This is a genomic window from Streptomyces misionensis (genome assembly GCF_007896895.1).
In the GTDB taxonomy this organism is placed as follows: domain Bacteria; phylum Actinomycetota; class Actinomycetes; order Streptomycetales; family Streptomycetaceae; genus Streptomyces; species Streptomyces misionensis_A.
In genome coordinates this window covers 17,107-35,092 of sequence record NZ_VOGW01000137.1, presented here as the reverse complement: position 1 = coordinate 35,092, position 17,986 = coordinate 17,107, and the positions used below count along the sequence as shown (strand labels likewise).

Sequence of the window (17,986 nt, the reverse complement as noted above, 5' to 3'; positions counted from 1 at the left end):
TGCAGGGCCCGCTCGCCGGGCACGTCCTGCGGATGCTCGGCGCCGAGGTGGTCCGGGTCGAACCCCCCGGCGGCGATCCGATGCGCTGGCTGCCCCCGCTCGCGGACGGCACCTCGGCCCGGTTCACCGCCCTCAACGCGGGCAAACAGGTGGTCGAGGCCGACCTGACCACCGCGCGGGGCCGGGACGCCGTGCGCGCGCTGACCGCGGAGGCCGACGTCTTCCTGCACAACTGGGCCCCCGGCAAGGCCGGCCTGCTCGGCCTCGACGACTTCGACCTGCTGCCCGCCCGCCCCGCCCTGGTGTACGCCTGGGCCTCTGGCTTCGGTGACACCCTCGGCGACCGGCCGCCCCTGGGCACCGACTACCTCGCCCAGGTGCACAGCGGACTCGCCGCCGCCGTACGGCCGCACGGCGAACCACCGGCCCCCTCCCTGATGACCCTCACCGACGTGCTCGGCGGACTGGTCTGCGCGCAGGGGGTGCTGGCCGCGCTGGCGGCCCGGGAGCGCACCGGGCGCGGCGGCCGTGTCGACTCCAGCCTGGTCTCCGCGGCCGCCCTGATCCCGCGCCCCGCGCACCGGGCCCGCTGGACTCCGCTGGACCGGCCGCTGCCCACCGCCGACGGACACCTGTACCTCGGCCCGGAGGCCCGCGCCCACCCCGAGGCGGTACGCGAACTGCTCGACCGCTCCCTCACCACCGAGGAGTGCAGGCACCGGCTGGCCGCGCACGGCCTGACCGCCACCCCCGTCCACACCGACCTGGCGGCCCTGGCCCGGGACCCGGCCTTCCGCACGGCCATCGCCCCACCCGATCCGGTCACCGGACACGCCCGCCCGCACGCGCCCTGGGAGTTCGCATGACAACCGTCGCCCCCGCCGTCCTCCCCGCGGGCCGGGACGGACACCGGGTCTGGACCTCCCGCGCCGGCGTGCCCTTCCCCGACCTCGTGCCCCGCGCCCGGCGGCAGGCCTGGGTACGGGCGGGCCTGTGCCCCGACAGCGATCTGTACACGCTGTTCACCGCCCGGGTACGGCAACACCCGGACCGCACCGCCCTGGTGGACGACACCGGGACGCTGTCCTACGCGGCCCTGGACACCCACGTCCGGCGCATCGCGGCCCTGTTCACCGAGGCGGGGCTCGGCGGCGGTGACGTGGTGGCGCTGCGGCTGCCCGACGGACGCGACGCCGTGGCCGCGGAACTCGCCGTGTACGCCATCGGCGCGGTGGCCCTGCCGCTGCCCCCGAGCAGCGACGACCGCGACACCCGGGCCCTGCTCGCCCGCGCCCGCGCCCGCGGCGCCGTCCTCGCCGCGGCCGGCCAAACCCATGCCGTCGCCGAACTCCCGCACCTGGACGCGGTGTTCGTGCCCGGCCCGGGACACGGCCGGGTGCCGGGCCTGCACGCACCGGGGCCCCGGCACCCCTGGGCGCCCCGGCGGGCCGACCCGTACGGGCCCGCCCGCATCCTGGTGTCCTCCGGCTCCGAGACCGAGCCGAAGATGGTCGCCTACAGCCATCACGCCCTGGCGGGCGGCCGGGCCCGCTACGTCCGGTCCCTGCACCCGGACCCCACGGCGGCCCCCCGCCACCTCGTCCTCGTCCCGCTGGCGTCCTCCTTCGGCTCGCTCGGTACACCGGTCACCCTCGCCGTGCTCGGCGGCACCCTGATCGTGCCGTCGGCGTTCGACCCGGCGGGCGCGCTGCGGCTGATCGCGCAGCACCGCCCGACCCATCTGTTCGCGGTGCCCACCATGCTGCGCCGGATCACCGACCTGCCGGCCCGGCCGGGCGAGGACACCTCGTCGTTGCGGGCCGTCGTCTCCAGCGGCGCCGCCCTGCCCCCGGCCGTCGCGCAGGCGTGCCGCCGGCGTTTCGGCCGCCCCGTGGTGACGGTCTACGGCTCCTCGGACGGTGTGAACTGCCATACGGCGGGGGAGAGCCGGCCCCCGGGCGACAGCGTCGGCACCCCCGACCCGGCGGTCGCCCGCATCCGGATCACCGGCCCCGACGGCACACCGCTGCCGCCCGGGCACAGCGGGCAGATCGAGGCCCTGGGCCCCATGACCCCCCTGTGCTACGTCAACGCGCCCGACCTGGACGCGCGTTACCGCAACCGCGACGGCTGGGTCCGCACCGGCGACCTCGGCCGGCTCGACGAGCACGGGCGACTGCACGTGCTGGGGCGGCTCAAGCGCATCGTCGTACGCGGCGGCCTCAACATCAGCCTCGCCGAGGTCGAACACGAACTGGGCGGCCATCCCGCCGTCGCGGAGGCGGTGTGCGTCCCGGTGCCCGACCCGGACCTCGGCGAGCGCCTGTGCGCCTGCGTCCGACCGGTCCCCGGCACCCCCGCGCCCACCCTGGCCGACCTCACGACCCATCTCGGGGCCCGCGGCCTGTCGCGGCGCAAACACCCCGAACTCCTGCTGCTCGTGGAGGAGATGCCGCTCGGCCCGACGGGCAAGATCTCCTACCAGGCGCTCACGGCCCGAGCGGCCCAGGCCGGCCGGCTCGGCGCGCCCGGGGTCAGCCCTGTGCGACGTCCCTGACGAACACGAGGCCGTCGCTGTCCGAGAGATGGGCCGGGTCGAACGGGGCGTACCCGAACCACGGCGACACGCGGCGCACCGGCCGCCCGTCACCGAGGGCGGTGGCCAGCCGCGCGGTGTCGACCACGCAGCGGTCCTCCGGGAGCGCGTACAGGAGACCTTCGAGGGTGTCCGGCGCCGGGGTGTCCACTCCCCGGTGCCGGATGGTGCCGAGGGCCGTGGCGACGAACGCGTACGCGTCGCCGAGCCGTGCGCTCACCAGCGCGCCCGCGCTCCACCACTCCACCGCCCCCTGCCACATCCGCATCGAGCTCTTCTCCCGCTGGAGATGGGAGTTGTGGGCGTGGACGAACACCGGGCCCCGCTCGGCGAGGGCGCACAGGTTACGGGCCATCATCAGGTCCCGCAGGGCGCACAGCCGCGTCATACGGGCGGGTGAGGTGTCGGCCGTCCAGCGGTGGTATCGCAGCAGCCCGGTCGCGGTGCGCCCGTACATGCGCGCGCGGTCCCACTCCTCCTCGGCGGACACCGCGCGCAGGTGCGGTGTCTGCGCGTCGAGCAGGGCCACCAGGTCGTCGGCGAGCAGTCGCAACTCCCCGGCCTCCGGGGACCGCCCCACGGACCGGGCCGGGTCCGTCATGGCGGCGGGGTCGGTCCACCGGTCGTCGGCGCCCAGGAGGCGGTCGAGCGTACCCGCCGTGCAGGGAAGCAGTCCCGCGTCGACCCGCTCCGCGAGGTAGTCGTGGAGGGCGGTGAGGGCCTGCCGGGGGCTCGCGGCGCCGGTCAGCTCCAGCGGGCCGTCGAACCCGGCGAAACGCGCCTGGTCGGACGCGGGCCGGCCGTCGTTGTACGCCCGCATCCAGCGCACGAGGTCGCGGTTGGCCGCGAAGGCGCCCCAGCCGTGACCGAACCCGTGCTCCATGACGTGGTCGAGTGTGCCTGTGCCCGTGGTGACGTGACCGTCCACCACCAGTGCTCTCATGCAGTCGCTCTCGATCGCGATGGTCCGGTACCCCTCCTGCTCCACCAGCTGCCGGAAGAGCTCGTTGCGCAGCCGGAGCAGGGTGTCCTCGCCATGGGTGGGCTCGCCCAGGGCGAGCAACCGGGGCCGGGCCGGGAGCAGCCGCATGACGGCGGAGGCGTCGACGGCATGGGCGATGTCCTCGATGTCGGCAATCATGGCTTCAACGCTATCGTTGAAGCCTCGGTGTAAACTTTTGCGCGCTATCGTCGGCCTCATGGCGCGAGACCTTCAAAGCGGTAGACGGCTCAGGCCGGTCGATCTGGCCCGGGCGCACGGTCTGTCCACCCAGGCGATCAGGAACTACGAGGCGGACGGCATCCTCCCGGCCGCCGATCGCACTCCGCACGGCTACCGCACCTACACCCCGCTGCACGCGGGGGCCCTGCGCGCCTTCCTCGCCCTGGTGCCCGGACACGGCCACCGGACGGCGACGTCGATCATGCGAGCCGTCAACCAGGGCACCACCGGCGAGGCGCTCCGCCTCGTCGACGAGAGCCACGCCCAGCTCCTCGACGACCGCCACACCCTCCGCGCCGTGGAACGCGCCCTGCGCGATCTGGAGCCCGCCCCGCCGGCAGAGCCCGGTGCGGGCGCCACCACGACCGCGCGGTCCGGGGCCCCCGGCACCTTCATCGGACCCGTGGCGGGACGCCTCGGCATCCGCCCCGCCACGCTGCGCGCCTGGGAGCGAGCAGGGCTGGTCAGTCCGCGCCGCGACCCGCGCACCGGCTATCGCGTCTACGACGAGGCCGATGTGCGCGACGCCCGTCTGGCCCACCAACTCAGGCGTGGCGGCCATCTGTTGGAGCAGATCGCCCCGCTGATCAGCCAGGTGCGGGCGGCCGGCGGGCTGGAGCCGCTGGAGACCGTGCTACGCGACTGGCACACCCGGCTGAGCACCCGGGGCCGAGCGCTGCTCACCGGAGCCGCGGAACTGGACGCGTACCTCCGGCTCCGCGACGGCCGCGGCTGAGCCGGCCTCGGCGCCGTGGTGGACAGGCGTCCCGCCGTACGGGCTCGTGCGTGCGAACCCCCGCGCGGACGCTGCCCGAGCAGGGCGCCGTCGATGCGGCGAACGCCCGTTCGGGCACGGGAGGGCGAGCGGGTGGACGCGACGCTCATGTCGATCCTGGCACCGGAATGGTTCCGGCACCGCGGCCGGCCGGAGGCGGCCGGCCCCCGCAGGTCTGACGGTACCGGGTCAACAGAGCCGGGCCCGACACCCGGACGAGCGCAGGCGGGACCGGGGCTACCACGCTGAGCAGTCCCTCCGTCACACTGGGTTTCATGCCGTGACGGTGGCGCAAGCCGTCGAGGCCCACGCGTGGTCGACCGTGCCGTCCGGCACGCCACCCGGGCCGCCACGAGTGCCGTCCCGGCCGAAGGAGCGCTGATGACCGCTGCCGCCCGTCCCACGTCCCCGCCGGTCGCGCGAGGGCGCCTGCCCCTGATCGGCCACGGCCTGCACATGTGGCGCAGGCCCCTCGAGTTCCTCGACACGCTCACCGCGTACGACCCGGTCGTGGCGATCCACCTCGGGCCCAAGCCGACCTACGTCCTCACCAGCCCGGACCTCGTCCACCGCGTCATGGTGAGCGAGGCCGCCGACTACGCCAAGGGCCGCTCGTTCGAAAAGCTCCGGGACTACCTCGGCAACGGCCTCGCCACCTCCGAGGGCTCCTTCCACCTGCGTCAGCGGCGCCTGATGCAGCCGGCGTTCCACCACGCCCACATCGCCCACTACGCCCGGACGATGGCGGACCTGGCCACCGCCCGAGCCACCTCCTGGCGGCCGGGCCAGGACATCGACGTCACCCAGGAGATGCACGACCTGTCCCTGGCCGTCCTCACCTCGACGCTGTTCTCCACCGCCCTGGACGAAGGACTCGCCGCCGAGATCCGTGACACGGTGCCCGTCGTCCTGCGGGGCATGTACATCCGTGTCCTCGACCCCACCAACCTCTGGCAGCGGCTGCCCACCCCCGGCAACCGCCGCCTCGCCGACGCGCACCGCCGGCTGCGGCACGTCATCGACCGGCTCATCGGCGCCCGCCGCGGCAGCCCGCCGGACGGGGAGCCCGATCTGCTGACGCTGCTCCTGCGGGCCGAGGACGCGCCCACCGCGGACACCATGACCTATCAGCAGGTGTACGACGAGGTCGTCACCCTGCTGGTCGCCGGCACCGAAACCGTCGCCGGCGGGCTGGCCTGGCTCTTCCATGAACTCGGCCGGCACCCGGACATCGACCGCGCGCTCTACGAGGAGGTCCGGCAGCAGGCCGGGGCGCCCTTCGACCTCGACCGGCTCGATCGGCTGCCCCGCACCCGGCGGACGGTCGACGAGGCACTGCGCATGCGCAACCCGGGCGGCGTCACGATCCGGCGTGCCGTCACCGATGTCGAACTCGGCGGCCACCGCTTTCCGCGGGGCACCGAGTTCCTCTTCAGCGCCCTGGTGCTGCACCGCAACCCGCGCCACTTCCCCGAGCCCACCCGCTTCGACCCCGACCGGTGGCTGCCCGATCGGCCGGCCGTCCCGCGGGGGGCGTTCGTCCCCTTCGGCGCGGGAGGCCACCAGTGCATCGGCGAGTCGTTCGCCCGCGCGGAGATGATGGCGACGGTCGCGGCCGTGGTGAGCCGGTGGCGCCTCGAACCCGTTCCCGGGAGGCGGGTACGCGGAGTCATGACGTCCACCAACCACCCGTCCGGCCTCGTCATGACGGCCCGGCCGCGCACGACGACGGAGAGTCCCTAGTGCTGTGGCCTCCGCGCAGGACTCGGACACCCCTTGCGGCCGGGCGAGTTACCGCAAGGACGTCTCAACCGGCGCCGGGGAGGGCCGTGTCGGGGATTCTTCCGGTCAGGTCCTCCCGAATCGAAATCGAAACCTTCGAACCGCCGGGTGGCGGCCCGCTCCACGAGACCCGCTACGCCGTGGGGCGCATCTCGGCGGCCGGGCCGGCGTCCGGCTGCCGGGCCGCCGCCCGCCGGTCCAGCCACGTCAGCACGGGAGCCGTCATCACCGTGGTCACCAGGGCGACGACCACCAGGACGCCGAAGAGGGCGGGGGAGGCGATGCCCGCGGTGAGGCCGACGTTGATGGCGATGAGCTGCATCAGCCCGCGCGCGTTCATCAGCGCGCCCACCCGCAGGGCGGTCCCCGGCGGTTCGCCCAGCATCCGCGCCGCCGCCCAGCAGGCGCCGAACTTGCCGATGATCGCCACCGCCACACAGGCGACGGTGAACAGGATCAGCCCGCTGCCCGACAGCAGCGTGAAGTCCGTGTTGAGCCCGGAGTAGGTGAAGAACAGCGGCAGGAACACGATGCGGCTCACGGGTGCGATGGCCGCCACGGCGCGGCTCACCACCGGGTCGCGGGGGAAGACCACGCCGAGGCTGAAGGCGCCGAACACGGCGTACAGGCCGATGCGGTCGGTGTACCACGCGGCGAGGAACAGCAGGAGAACGGTGACCAGCAGCATGTGCTCCTCCGTCAGCCGCCGTGCCCGTTCCAGGGCCCTGGCCCGGACGCGGAGGAAGACGCCGAGGAACACGGCGAGCCCGGCCGCGCCGCCCACGGCGAGCAGGAAGGTGTCCGCCTTGCCGCCCGCCATGCTCAGCACCAACGCCAGCAGCACCCATGCCACGGCGTCGTCCAGTGCGCCCGAGGCCAGCGCGACCGAGCCGAACCGGGTGTCGGCCAGGCCGCGTTCGGTGATGATCCGGGCCAGCATCGGGAAGGCGGTGATGGCCACGGTGACCCCGACGAACAGCGCGCCCACCGTGGGCGAGACACCGTCCGGGTAGAGGTCCACCGCACCGTGCGCCGCCCAGGCCAGCCCCGAGCCGAGCAGGAGCGGTACGACGATGCCGGCCGCCGAGACGGGCACCGCCGTGCGGCCCACCGACCGCAGCCGGTCGGTCCGGAACTCGTAGCCCGACAGGAACATGAAGACGACGAGACCGAACTGCCCGGCCACGTACAGCACGGGCCGCATCTCGTCGGGGAACAGCGATTTCTCCAGGCCGGGGGAGAGCAGGCCGAGAAAGGACGGCCCGAGGGCCACCCCGGCGACCATCTCGCCGACCACGGGCGGCTGGCCGATGTGGCGCAGGAGCAGACCGACGAGGCGGCAGACGATGAGGATGACGGACACGGCCAGGAAGAACGCGGGGCCCATCTCGGTGGTCGACAACGACGACTCCTGGGTGAGGAGGCCTATGGGGATGACGCCTTCACGCCCCCCGGCGCGGGTACGGGCAGGCGGTCGCGCCGCGCTCCGCCGTCGCCCCGGCGTCCGGCGCACCGTGGCCGGCGCTCAGCGGGCGGCCCTCGGTGTCGTACCGGGCGAAGTACGTCGTGGCGGGCCTGGTGCGGCGGGCCTCCAGCACCATCCAGGTGCCGAGGACCAGTTGCAGCAGGCTGCGTCCGACGTCCTCGGCCCGGTCGCGAACGGTCAGCGCGGTGCGCAGGACGAACCTGGTGGCCCGGGAGACCGGCCGCTCGCGGGGCAGCAGCAGACAGGGAGCGCGGTGGGGGATCGAACGGGTGTGTCCGACGGGGGAGTCGAGCGCGTACCGGGCCAGCACCTCCCGGGTCGCGGCCCGCATCACGACCGGGGCGAGCCGCCAGGCGGGACAGGGCCGGTTGGCGGCGACGCCGAAGGGGATGTGGTGGGCGTCCTTCGCGGACAGCGCCGCCCAGCGCTGCGGATCGAACCGCTCGGGATCGGTGTAGCCGGTGGCGTGGTAGTCGGGGTAGCTGAAGGTGAGGACGGAGCCGGCCGGGATGGTGGGCAGGCCGTCGAGGGCGATGTCGGCGGTGGCGATGCGGTGAGCCACTCCGAACAGCGGGAACAGCCGGAAGGTCTCGTTCATGACGTACGACAGGTAGCGGTCGTCGTCGGGGGTGTCCGTCGTCCTCCGCTGTACGTCGGGGTGCTGGGCGAGGACCAGCAGGAGGTGGGCCATCGCCTCGGACATCTGGACCACGGCGGTGTTGAAGAAGGTGCCTTGCAGGTAGCACGCCTGCTGGCGGCGGGTCAGGCCGCCGGGCAGTTCGTGCGGCACGTCACCGGCGGCCAGCCGGCGCAGCAGATACCGGGTCAGCCGGTTCCGGCGGCGCATGTGGCGCGGCCGGGTGCACTTGAGGGCGTCGACCACGTCGGTGGCGTTGGCGACGATCAGCCGCCGGGCCTCGGCCGGGCACGGCTCCTTGAACACCAGTTCGTAGAAGAACTCGGCCCACACCGGCATCATCAGGTCGCGCAGCCGCACGGAGCGCACCCGGCCGGTGTCCGCCGCGTCCAGGGCGCGTCGGGTGGCCCTCGCCGCGGCGGCGTACAGCTCGGCCGACGGGCCGGAGAGGACGGCGAGCGTCCGCCGGGCCACCTCGTCGTAGCGGGGGCCGGCCTCCAGATGCTCCTGGTGGACGTCGGCGCCGGGCGCGAGCCAGTACCAGAACAGGTCGGACAGCGCCGCGCCCTTGCTGCGGCCCCCGGCGGCGGGGTGGCCGTAGACCTCCTGGAAGCGGTCGGCGCCGAAGACCGCGCTGGGCAGCGGTATGCCCTCGTCACCGTTGACGCGGGCGAACACCTTCATCCGCAGGGCGACGACCCGGTCCGGCAGCCAGGCGGGCAGGGACAGCAGCAGCGCGCCGCCCAGGGCCACCGCCGCCGTCGTCCTCCGGCTCACCATGCTCGTTCTCCTTCCGGCCGGCGGTGCGGGAGCCCGCGCGGCACCACCTGGTCGGCCGTGAGGTCCTCGGGCCGGTGACCGCCGCAGAGGGCGAGTACGCGGTCGAAGTCCTCGCGCAGGGCGGTCAGCATCTGTGCCACTCCGTCCTCGCCGCCCGTCGCCAGCGCCCACAGCACCGGCCGCCCCACGCCGGCGGCCACCGCGCCCAGGGCCAGGGCGAGCGCGACGTCGCTGCCCCGGCGCACCCCGCCGTCCATGAGGAGCGGCACCCGTCCGGCGACGGCCTCGGCGACGGCCGGGAGCGCCTCGACCGACGCCGGAGCGGCATCGAGCTGCCGTCCCCCGTGGTTGGACACGAGCAGCGCGTCCACGCCCTGCTCGACCGCCGTCCGCGCGTCCGCCGGATGCAGCACGCCCTTGAGGACGAGCGGCAGATCGGTCAGGTCGCGCAGCCGCCGCAGGTCGTCCCAGCCCGCCGGCCACATGGCGATGTCGCGGGTGCCGCCGGGCGCGGCACCGGGCAGCAGGTCCCGCATGTTCTCCGCCGCGAGACCGGGCGGCAGGTCGTGGAAGCCGTTGCGCAGGTCCCGGGTACGGGTGCCGAACACGGGGGAGTCGACGGTGACCACGAGGGCCGAGCAGCCCGCCCGCTCGGCCCGGCGCACGAGTGCGGTGGTGACCTCGTGCTCCGGCTGAAGATACAGCTGGAACCAGACGACGGCCTCCGGGTCCCTCGCGCGGGCCGCGGCGACCACGTCCGCGACGGCGGTGGTGGCGGCCATGCCGGTGATCAGCGGGGTGCCGGTCGCGGCGGCGGCGCGTGCGGTGGCCAGTTCGCCGTCGGGGTGGGCGAGACGGTGGAAGGCGGTCGGCGAGACGAAGAGGGGCGCCGCCCACTCCCGGCCCAGCACGCCCACGCGGGTGCCGCGCTCGGCGCCGCCGCGCAGTACCCGGGGGAGCAGGGCCAGCCGGCCGAATGCGTCCTCGTTCTCCCGCAGAGCCGTCTCCTCGCCCGCGCCGCCGGCGATGAAGTCGTAGTGCTCCGGTCTCAGTTGCGCGCGGGCCCGGCGTTCCGCTCCGGCCGGATCGTGCACCGGGCCCGTCCGTGCGCCGGTCATGCCCGGGGGACGGCGGATTCCCCGCCGGCCGGGAGGCCGTCTTCGGCGGACAGCCGGGAGGCGAGGAAGGAGCCGAGCGGACCGACGTGGACGTCGGGGTCGTCCCACTCGTTCTCCAGGTTCTCCGTGAGGTGGTGCTCCGCGACCGGTTTGCCGCTGCCGTCCGGCAGGAACTGCCGTACCACGGGGTGGAGATAGCGTGCGTCGAGGCCGCCGGTGTCCCGCTGGGGGGTCCTGCCGACGGTGATGTCGAAGGGGTCGACCTGGTCGTGGTCGGCGCCGTACTCCAGGGTGACGGCGAAGTAGCAGGCCAGGTCCCCGAACTCGCCCCGCGCGGCGGCGTCGTGCAGGTGCGCCACCGGAACCTCCTCGCAGTAGCGGGCCCCGCCGTCGGTGCCGAGCAGCACCGCGTCGCCGAGGAACCCGAACATCTGCCACAGGGCCGAGGTGCGGTTGACCCGCGCGACGATCGCGTCGCTCACGGCGTCCGCGGTGGCAGGCAGGGCGGTGTCCGGCCAGTCCCGGTCGTGGTAACGGCGTTCGAGTATGCGGCCGAGAGCCTTGACCCCGTACCGGAAACCATGGATGAAACCACTGGTGGACTTCTTGAAGTCGAGCGACTGGGTGATGGTTCCGGCGAAATACAGATCGGGCACGTTGACGGATTCCCACGCGCTGGTGAGCTGCGGGAATCGGTCCTTGACGACGAGGTCGGGGCGGCAGTCGTCGTCGAATATCGAGGCATCGAAGCGGAAACCGGTGGCCAGGATCACCCGGTCGTACGGGATGTCCTTCACCACTTCCTCGACGCGCGCGAACCTGACGCTCACCACATAGGTGCCGTCCGACTTTCGTTCGATACGCAGGATGTCGCCGTCCAGTACGGCGTTCTGCGATTTGAGCTGATAGGTGTCGAGGAAGTTGTTGTTGACCGCGCGGAGATGTCCGACGAAGTGCGTCCGCCAGGCGAGTTTGAGGGAGCCGGGTCCGGCGACGTGGATGACGGCGGCGGTCTCGATGAGATTGTCGGCGGTCTCGAAGGCGGAATTTCCGCGCCCGATGACGAGGACGCGCTGGTCGGTGAAGTCCGCGGGGTCGACGGTCACCGTGTCGTAGCGTTCGGCCTCCTCGACGCCCTCGATGGCCGGCACGTACGGCCGCGAGACGCCCGTGGCGACGATGACCCGGCGGGCCCGGATGACGTTGCCGTCCTGGTCCGTCGCAGCGAACAGGCCGTCCGCGGGCCGGGCGACGCGGGTGACCCGGGTGTTGAAGCGGATGCGCAGCCCCTGGGTCCGTGCGAAGTCGGCCAGGTAGCGGACCATGTCGTCGGCCGGCGGGAAGTAGCGCGGGGAGTAGGCGGTGAAGAGCGGTCCGTCGTCCGAGAGGAGGGAATTCCAGTCGACCCGGAGGCGCATTTCCGGATCGCTCCAGCCGGTGTACACCTTGTTGGACGAGATAAGCGTTCTGTGCCGGGGGAAACGGGTGAAGAAGGCGCCTGGGGCGTCGCTCTCCTCCACGATGAGATAATCTCTGCCGTTTTTTTCGAGGAAGTACCCGGCCTGGAGGCCCGCGGGGCCGCCGCCGATGACGAGATAGTCAACCTGCGCTAAAGCAGACATGAGTTCGTCCTGCCTTCCGTGGGGGCGGAAAGGACCTTACTTGATGGTTAAAGCACCGAGCCAGACCGCCTCCATGTGACGTAGGTCACTCGCCGCTCGGGGTGGTGAATTCCTTCCGTCGGTTAACGTGAGGCGCGCTTGGCGGTCCGCGTGCGTCCATTCGCCGTTCGGCATGGTCGCTTTCCAGTCATTCACGCCGTCTTTGTGTCGGCTGCTTCCGGTCCAGAATGGAGACGAAGTGGACGAAAAGCCCGGGGGTCTCTTTCCGCGAGCGTTCGTCGACGCCTTCCGCGACGCTCCCGACCTGCCCGCCTTCGAGCACGGGGAACACACCGTCACCCGAGGAGAGATGCTCGACCGGATCGCCGGCTTCGCCCGGGGGCTGCGCGCCGCGGGCCTGGCTCCGGGGTCCCGCGTGGCCCTCGACACCGGTGTCACACCGGAGGCCTTCGCGGTGCGCGTCGCGGCCCACGTCGTCGGCTGCCAGGTGGTCGGACTGCGCCCCGGGCTGACCCGTGAGCACCTGCGCGACATCCTCGCCCGGGACGTCGACGCCGTGGTGACGGACGACGCCGCGAGCCGTCCCGAACCGGCCGCCGCGGCGGGCGCGTTGCGACTCCTGGAGACCGGCGGCGCGCTGCGGCCCCCGAAGGGCTTCGCCCCCGCACCCGACGACCTCACGCCCCGCGGCGACCGCGACGGCGTCGGCGTCATCCACCTCACCAGCGGCAGCACCGGCCGGCCCAAGGGCACGATGGTGACCTACGGGGCCCTGTCGGAGCACTGGGCCCTTCAGCCCGCCCGCTGGACCGACCGCGTCCGGCGCCTCGCGGCGCGCTACGAACGGTTCCTGCTCTTCGGCACCCTCACCAGCGCCGTCATGTTCGAGCACCTGGGCCTGGCCCTGCTGGCCGGGGGCACCGCGGTCATACCGCACCGGCCCCTGGTCTTCCCCGACGTCTTCGCCGATCTGCGCATCACCGCCTGCATGACCACGGTGCCGCGCCTGCACGGCATTCTCGACGCCGTGCGCGACGCGCGCGCGGACACGAGCAGTCTGCGCGCCCTCGTCGTGGCCGGATCCCCTCTTGCCCCGCACCGGCTGACCGAGGCGGCCGAACTGCTCGGGCCCGTGGCCCATCACGCCTACGGACAGACCGAGACGGGCATGCTCACCCTCCTCGAACCCGAGGAACTCGCCGCCGACCCCGGCCTCGCCGACACGGTGGGACGCCCGCTCGACACGGTCGGGATGACCGTGCGCGACCAGGACGGCCACGTCCTCCCCGCGGACCGCACGGGCGAGGTCTGGGTGCGGACGCCGGACGCGTTCTGCGGCTACTGGGAGGACCCCAAGGAGACCGGGGACGTCCTGCGCGACGGCTGGGTCCGGACCCGGGACCTCGGCCGGATCGACGCGCGCGGATACCTCCGGCTGACCGGACGCGCCCGCGACGTCGTCATCGTCAACGCCGTCGTGCACTACGCGGGCCCCATCGAACGCGTCCTCGCCTCCCACCCCGAGGTGGACCAGGCGTACGTCGTCGGGGTCCCGGACGAGCGGACCGGCGAGGCGATCCACGCCTTCGTGGTCCCGCAGCCGGGCCGCGCGCCGGCGGAGCGGGCGCTGCGCGACCTGGTCGCGCGGGAGCTGGGCGAGGCCAGCGTCCCGGCAGGTGTCAGCACCCTCGCCGACGTTCCCGTCGCGGCGAGCGGCAAGCCCGACAAGGCCGCCCTGCGCGCGCTGCTGGCACCCCGCTGAACGCACCCGTGTGGAAAGGGAGGCCGGAGCGGCCCACGGGCTTCAGGGTCAGCCGGCGTCGCCGGCCCGGCCGCTCTCCAGATGGCCGGTGAACCGCTGCCACCGGACGCGGTCACGGTCCACCGCCACGGTCACGTCGTACCGGCCGCCACTGGTCTCCGGCGGGTCGGCCACCCACGCCTCCCTGCCGTGCGCGGTCACCTTCACACGCCCCGGGGCACCTGAGACGTACCGGTCGTGCGTGACGGTGAACTCCACCGGTGCGTCACCGTCGTGCCGCAGCCGACCCTGATGCCGCGATCCTGCCGCCGCGTTCCCGGCACCAGGCGCCGAAGCGGACGGGCGGCGGCTTCCCGCGAGGAAGGCCGGGAGGCCGGCGGCCCGATCCCGGCCGCCGGCGGATCCGACGGACCGTGGGGGCGGTCCCGCTCCGGGCGGGCGGCGGCGCCACGGCGACCGTTCGCCCGGTGGTCCGCGTCACGGCCGGGGCGACGGGGCCTGCCCGTTCAGGCGGTCACGGGCGGCCGTGCGGAACGCGGCCACCAGCCGGTTCCGGTCCGCGGCCCGGGTCGCCACGACGACGCGGCCCGGTTCGACGCCGCGCAGCGGGACTGTGGTGAGGTCGGGGCGAATTCCGGCCGCGTACAGGGCGGCCGGGACGATGGCCACGGCCTGCCCGGCGGCGATGCATTCGAGCTTGTCCTCGATGGTCTCGACCGGGGGCCCGTCCGGCGCGGGACGGCCTCCGGGGCGCGGGTCGATGCGCCAGTAGGCGTCCCACTCCGGATCCGGGAAGCGGGGGATCGGCTCGCCGTCGATGTCGTCCAGGGTCGCCGACTCCTGGCCGGCCAGCCGGTGTCCGAGCGGCACGAGCAGCAGTTTCGGCTCGTCGTAGAGGACCGTCACGTCCAGGTCGTCGGTCCGCAGCGGCAGCCGGGTGACCGCCGCGTCCACCCGCCGGTCCAGCAGGGCCTCGCGCGGCTCGTGCCATTCCAGGTGCAGCGTGCGCACCTCGGCGTCGGGGTGTCCCAGCCGCAGGTGGCGCACCGCCGGGGTGACGATCAGGCCCGCGGTGTAGCCGACGGTGATCCGGGTGGGCCGCGCGGCGGCCCGGGCGGCGGCCGCGGCCTGCTCGGACGCACGCAGCAGGGCGAGCGCGTGGGGGAGGAACGCCTCCCCCGCCTCGGTGAGCCGCGTGCCCTGCCGTGTGCGGTCCAGGAGCCGCGCGCCCACCAGGGCCTCGAGCCGGCCGATCTGCCGGCTCAACGACGGCTGCGCGACGCGCAGTTCGGCCGCGGCACGGCCGTAGTGCAGATGCGAGGCGACGGCGGTGAAGTAGCGCACCAGCCGCAGATCGAGATCCGTCATGCCCGAACCGTATGACGTGGTGCGGAACAGGTCTTTGATCACTCGGGGAGCGCGTCCCTAGCGTGAGAGCCATGCCCACTGACAATGAGAGCGCCGTCCGGCGCTTCTACGAGGCCCTCGCCACGGGAGACACGTCGTTGGTCGACGACGCCCTCGCCCCCGACTGGGAGGCCGTCCCGGCCCTGCGCACCGGACCCGGCGCGGACGGCTGGAAGAAGAGCATCGAGCACCTGCGCGGGGTGTTCTCCGGTCTGACCGTCACGATCGACGACGTCGTCGAATCCGGTGAGATGGTGGCGGTGCGCTCGACCGGCCGAGGTGTACACACCGGGGAGTTGCTCGGCGTCGAAGGCACGGGCCGCGAGGTCGAGTTCCGGGCGGCGGACTTCCACCAGGTGGTCGACGGACGGATCGTGCGCACCTGGCACCTGGAGGACTACTTCGGCATCGCCACCCGGATCGGACTGGAGTTCACCCGTGGCGCTTGACGGCAAGACCGCGGTGGTCACCGGGGCGGCGCGGGGCATCGGGTACGCGTACTGCCGACGGCTCGCCGCGGACGGCGCGCACGTGGTCGCCGTCGACATCGAGGACCCGGCCGACGGTGTGCGGCAACTGACGGGCACGGGCGACAAACTGGGGCTGGTGTGCGACATCAGCGAGCCGGCGCAGGTCGACACCGTGGTCGGCACGGTCCTCGACCGGTACGGACGCTGCGACATCCTCGTCAACAACGCCGGCGTCTTCCCCTTCACCGACCTCGACCACGTGACGATAGAACTGTGGCGCACGGTCCAGGCGGTCAACGTCGAGGCGATCCTGCTCTTCGCCCAGGCGTTCGCCCCGGGGATGCGGGCCGCCGGCTGGGGACGCATCGTCAACACCGGCTCGGGCATCACCCTGACCCAGAACCGCGACCTGGCGTACCTGACCAGCAAGGGCACCGTGCACGCGCTGACCCGGGCCCTCGCCAACGAACTCGGCGAGAGCGGCGTCACCGTCAACGCCATCGCGCCCGGCCTGGTGGCCACCGAGGGCTTCCTGGGCCGGGCCCGGACGAACGGCCCGAGTGCCGAGGAGGTGATCGCCCGGACCACGGCCGTGCAGACCATCAAGCGCCACTCGGTCCCGGCCGACCTCGGCAACGCCCTCGCCTTCCTGGTCTCGGACGACGCCGACTTCATCACCGGCCAGATCCTGCACGTCGACGGCGGGGTGACCCGCACCGGAGCCTGACCGGTTCGCTCCGGCGGCCGAACGTTCCTCCGTTCATCCGAAAAGGTGGTTTAACGAGCTACGGAGGGCTCCCCGCACTCGGAGGCAGTGTGCTGGAGCGCGAAGGCACGCCCGGGCCGGGGAGACCCCCGGACACCACGGCGACGGAGCCTGGTTCGAGAACTGGGGGGACGCACCGGTATGACATCCACTCCACCCGACGGCCGGGGGCTGGAAGAGCAGGCGGTCCTGCTGGTGGCCGGTCTGGCGGACCTGGCCGTCACCACCGTGAGTTCGGCCGTCGGCACCGCACGGCAGCTGCTGCGCCGTGCCGACGGGCCCGACCTCGCACGCGACGCCCACCAGGACCTGCTGGCCCGCGGCCGTATCGCGCTGGACCGTTACGCCGCCGCACCACCCGCCCACCTGGAGGTGCTGGCCCAGCACGCGAGGGCACGCCGGACGGCGCCCGACGGCGATGTCTGAGCGCTTCGACCCCGCCGGATTCAAGGCCCGGATCGACACCGTCCTGCACGAGCTCCTGGCACGGGAGGCCGAGCAGCTGTGCGCGATCGACGACGCGCTCGCGCCGGTGGCCGGGCAACTGCGGGCGGCGGCCGGGCACGGCAAGCGGCTGCGGGCGGCGTTCTGCTACTGGGGATGGCGCGCGGCCGGCCAGCCCGACAGCGACCCCCTCGTACGCGCCGCAGCCTCCATGGAACTGGTCCACGCCGCGGCGGTCGTGCACGACGACCTCATCGACGACAGCCCACTGCGCCATGAACTGCCCACCGTCCACGTGGCGTTGCGGGCCGCCGTCGCCGGCCGGCCGGGCGCCGGTGCCGCCGCCCGCGCGCTGGCCATGCTGGTCGGCGACCACCTGATGGCGCTGGCGGGCCAGCTGTTCGCCACCAGCGGTCTGCCCGCCGCCTACCTCGCCCGCGCGCGGCCCATGTGGGCGGACCTGGCGAGGGAACTGATCGCCGGCGAGTGCCTGGAGATCCTCAACACCGGTGCGGAACCCGACCCGCTCGTGTCGCTGAAGGTGGTGCGCTACAAGACCGCGAAGTACACCGTCGAACACCCGCTGCTCATCGGCGCCCTGCTCGCCGGTGCCACCGCCCGGCTGCGGGCCGGTCTGTCCGCGTACGGGCTGCCGCTGGGCGAGGCGTTCCAACTGCGCGACGACCTGCTGGGCCTGTTCGGGGAGCCCGGTCGCACGGGCAAGGCGAGCCTGGACGACATCCGCGGCCGGCGGCCCACCGCCCTGCTGGCCGTGACCTGGCGCGCCGCCCCGCCCGCCCAGCGCGAGCGACTCGCCGGCCTGCTGGGCCGCCCGGACCTCACCGCGGACCATCTGCGCGAGGTGCGCGAGCTGATGACCGCGCTCAAAGCCCCCGATCAGGTGGAGGACATGATCGCCTCCCGGGTGCGCCCGGACGAGCGCGCCCACGCCGCCGACAGCCTCCCCCACCCGGGACGCGATCCTCAGCTCCCCCTGGCCGCGCGCCCGCCGCGCGGTCGGCAGCCCGCGCACCGCGCGCGGCTGCTCGGCGGGGAGGCCCCGGCCGCCGACCACGCCCCCGCCCCCCTCGCCCCCGCGGCCCCCCGCGGCAGGGCGCC

At 73.7% G+C, this 17,986-nt stretch carries 16 protein-coding genes; 9 read left to right on the top strand and 7 right to left on the bottom strand.

From position 1 onward, the window contains the following. Positions 1-866: CoA transferase (locus FRZ03_RS24360; RefSeq protein WP_186785583.1), on the top strand; the 866-nt coding region annotated here is incomplete at its 5' end. Beyond that, positions 863-2,557 (top strand): class I adenylate-forming enzyme family protein, encoded by a 1,695-nt coding sequence (locus FRZ03_RS24355; RefSeq protein WP_146467283.1) that lies wholly within the window; start codon positions 863-865, stop codon positions 2,555-2,557. The genes FRZ03_RS24360 and FRZ03_RS24355, both read left to right, overlap by 4 nt. Here the strand turns inward: FRZ03_RS24355 and FRZ03_RS24350 are convergent. Next, complete coding sequence (locus tag FRZ03_RS24350; protein WP_146467282.1) at positions 2,535-3,737, bottom strand: erythromycin esterase family protein; 1,203 nt, start codon at positions 3,735-3,737, stop codon at positions 2,535-2,537. The genes FRZ03_RS24355 and FRZ03_RS24350 overlap by 23 nt on opposite strands. 58 nt (positions 3,738-3,795) lie before the next feature. Here FRZ03_RS24350 and FRZ03_RS24345 point away from each other — a divergent pair, with 58 nt between their 5' ends. Both FRZ03_RS24345 and FRZ03_RS24335 read left to right on the top strand, forming a co-directional pair. Then, on the top strand, positions 3,796-4,554 hold the full coding sequence (locus FRZ03_RS24345) for a TioE family transcriptional regulator (RefSeq protein WP_146467281.1): 759 nt from the start codon (positions 3,796-3,798) through the stop codon (positions 4,552-4,554). 420 nt (positions 4,555-4,974) lie between these two features. Further along, positions 4,975-6,336, top strand: coding sequence for a cytochrome P450 (locus FRZ03_RS24335; protein WP_146467280.1), 1,362 nt, complete (start codon positions 4,975-4,977; stop codon positions 6,334-6,336). Between the two features lie 172 nt (positions 6,337-6,508). Here FRZ03_RS24335 and FRZ03_RS24330 read toward each other — a convergent pair whose 3' ends face one another. Genes FRZ03_RS24330 through FRZ03_RS24315 form a run of 4 tightly spaced genes read right to left on the bottom strand, consistent with a single transcriptional unit; the run spans position 6,509 to position 12,018 of the window. After that, complete coding sequence (locus FRZ03_RS24330; RefSeq protein WP_146467279.1) at positions 6,509-7,777, bottom strand: cation:proton antiporter; 1,269 nt, start codon at positions 7,775-7,777, stop codon at positions 6,509-6,511. A gap of 40 nt (positions 7,778-7,817) precedes the next feature. After that, a complete protein-coding gene (locus FRZ03_RS24325; RefSeq protein WP_146467278.1) occupies positions 7,818-9,278 on the bottom strand; it encodes a cytochrome P450 in 1,461 nt (486 codons plus the stop codon). Beyond that, positions 9,272-10,396, bottom strand: a complete 1,125-nt coding sequence (locus FRZ03_RS24320) for an alpha-hydroxy acid oxidase (protein ID WP_146467277.1) — start codon at positions 10,394-10,396, stop codon at positions 9,272-9,274. The genes FRZ03_RS24325 and FRZ03_RS24320 overlap by 7 nt, the downstream gene beginning before the upstream one ends. Beyond that, on the bottom strand, positions 10,393-12,018 hold the full coding sequence (locus FRZ03_RS24315; protein ID WP_146467276.1) for an NAD(P)-binding domain-containing protein: 1,626 nt from the start codon (positions 12,016-12,018) through the stop codon (positions 10,393-10,395). The genes FRZ03_RS24320 and FRZ03_RS24315 overlap by 4 nt, the downstream gene beginning before the upstream one ends. 238 nt (positions 12,019-12,256) lie before the next feature. Here FRZ03_RS24315 and FRZ03_RS24310 point away from each other — a divergent pair, with 238 nt between their 5' ends. After that, entirely contained in the window at positions 12,257-13,780 is a 1,524-nt protein-coding gene (locus FRZ03_RS24310; RefSeq protein ID WP_261399322.1) for a class I adenylate-forming enzyme family protein, read from the top strand. A gap of 48 nt (positions 13,781-13,828) precedes the next feature. On the opposite strand, the gene FRZ03_RS24305 is transcribed toward FRZ03_RS24310, so the two are convergent. Continuing rightward, the gene (locus FRZ03_RS24305; protein WP_146467274.1) at positions 13,829-14,062 is read right to left on the bottom strand and encodes a phospholipase domain-containing protein; all 234 of its coding nucleotides are present in this window, start codon (positions 14,060-14,062) and stop codon (positions 13,829-13,831) included. Between the two features lie 195 nt (positions 14,063-14,257). After that, the gene (locus FRZ03_RS24300) at positions 14,258-15,148 is read right to left on the bottom strand and encodes a LysR family transcriptional regulator (RefSeq protein WP_146467273.1); all 891 of its coding nucleotides are present in this window, start codon (positions 15,146-15,148) and stop codon (positions 14,258-14,260) included. Between the two features lie 71 nt (positions 15,149-15,219). Here FRZ03_RS24300 and FRZ03_RS24295 point away from each other — a divergent pair, with 71 nt between their 5' ends. The 4 genes from FRZ03_RS24295 to FRZ03_RS24280 form a co-directional block, all read left to right on the top strand. Beyond that, positions 15,220-15,636: an ester cyclase gene (locus FRZ03_RS24295; RefSeq protein ID WP_146467272.1), complete on the top strand. Its 417-nt coding sequence runs from the start codon at positions 15,220-15,222 to the stop codon at positions 15,634-15,636. Continuing rightward, a complete protein-coding gene (locus tag FRZ03_RS24290) occupies positions 15,626-16,384 on the top strand; it encodes an SDR family NAD(P)-dependent oxidoreductase (protein WP_146467271.1) in 759 nt (252 codons plus the stop codon). Before FRZ03_RS24295 ends, FRZ03_RS24290 begins: the two co-directional genes overlap by 11 nt. A gap of 180 nt (positions 16,385-16,564) precedes the next feature. Then, positions 16,565-16,849, top strand: coding sequence for a polyprenyl synthetase (locus FRZ03_RS24285; RefSeq protein ID WP_146467270.1), 285 nt, complete (start codon positions 16,565-16,567; stop codon positions 16,847-16,849). Beyond that, the coding region (locus FRZ03_RS24280; RefSeq protein WP_146467305.1) for a polyprenyl synthetase family protein at positions 16,842-17,986 on the top strand (1,145 nt) is incomplete at its 3' end. The genes FRZ03_RS24285 and FRZ03_RS24280, both read left to right, overlap by 8 nt.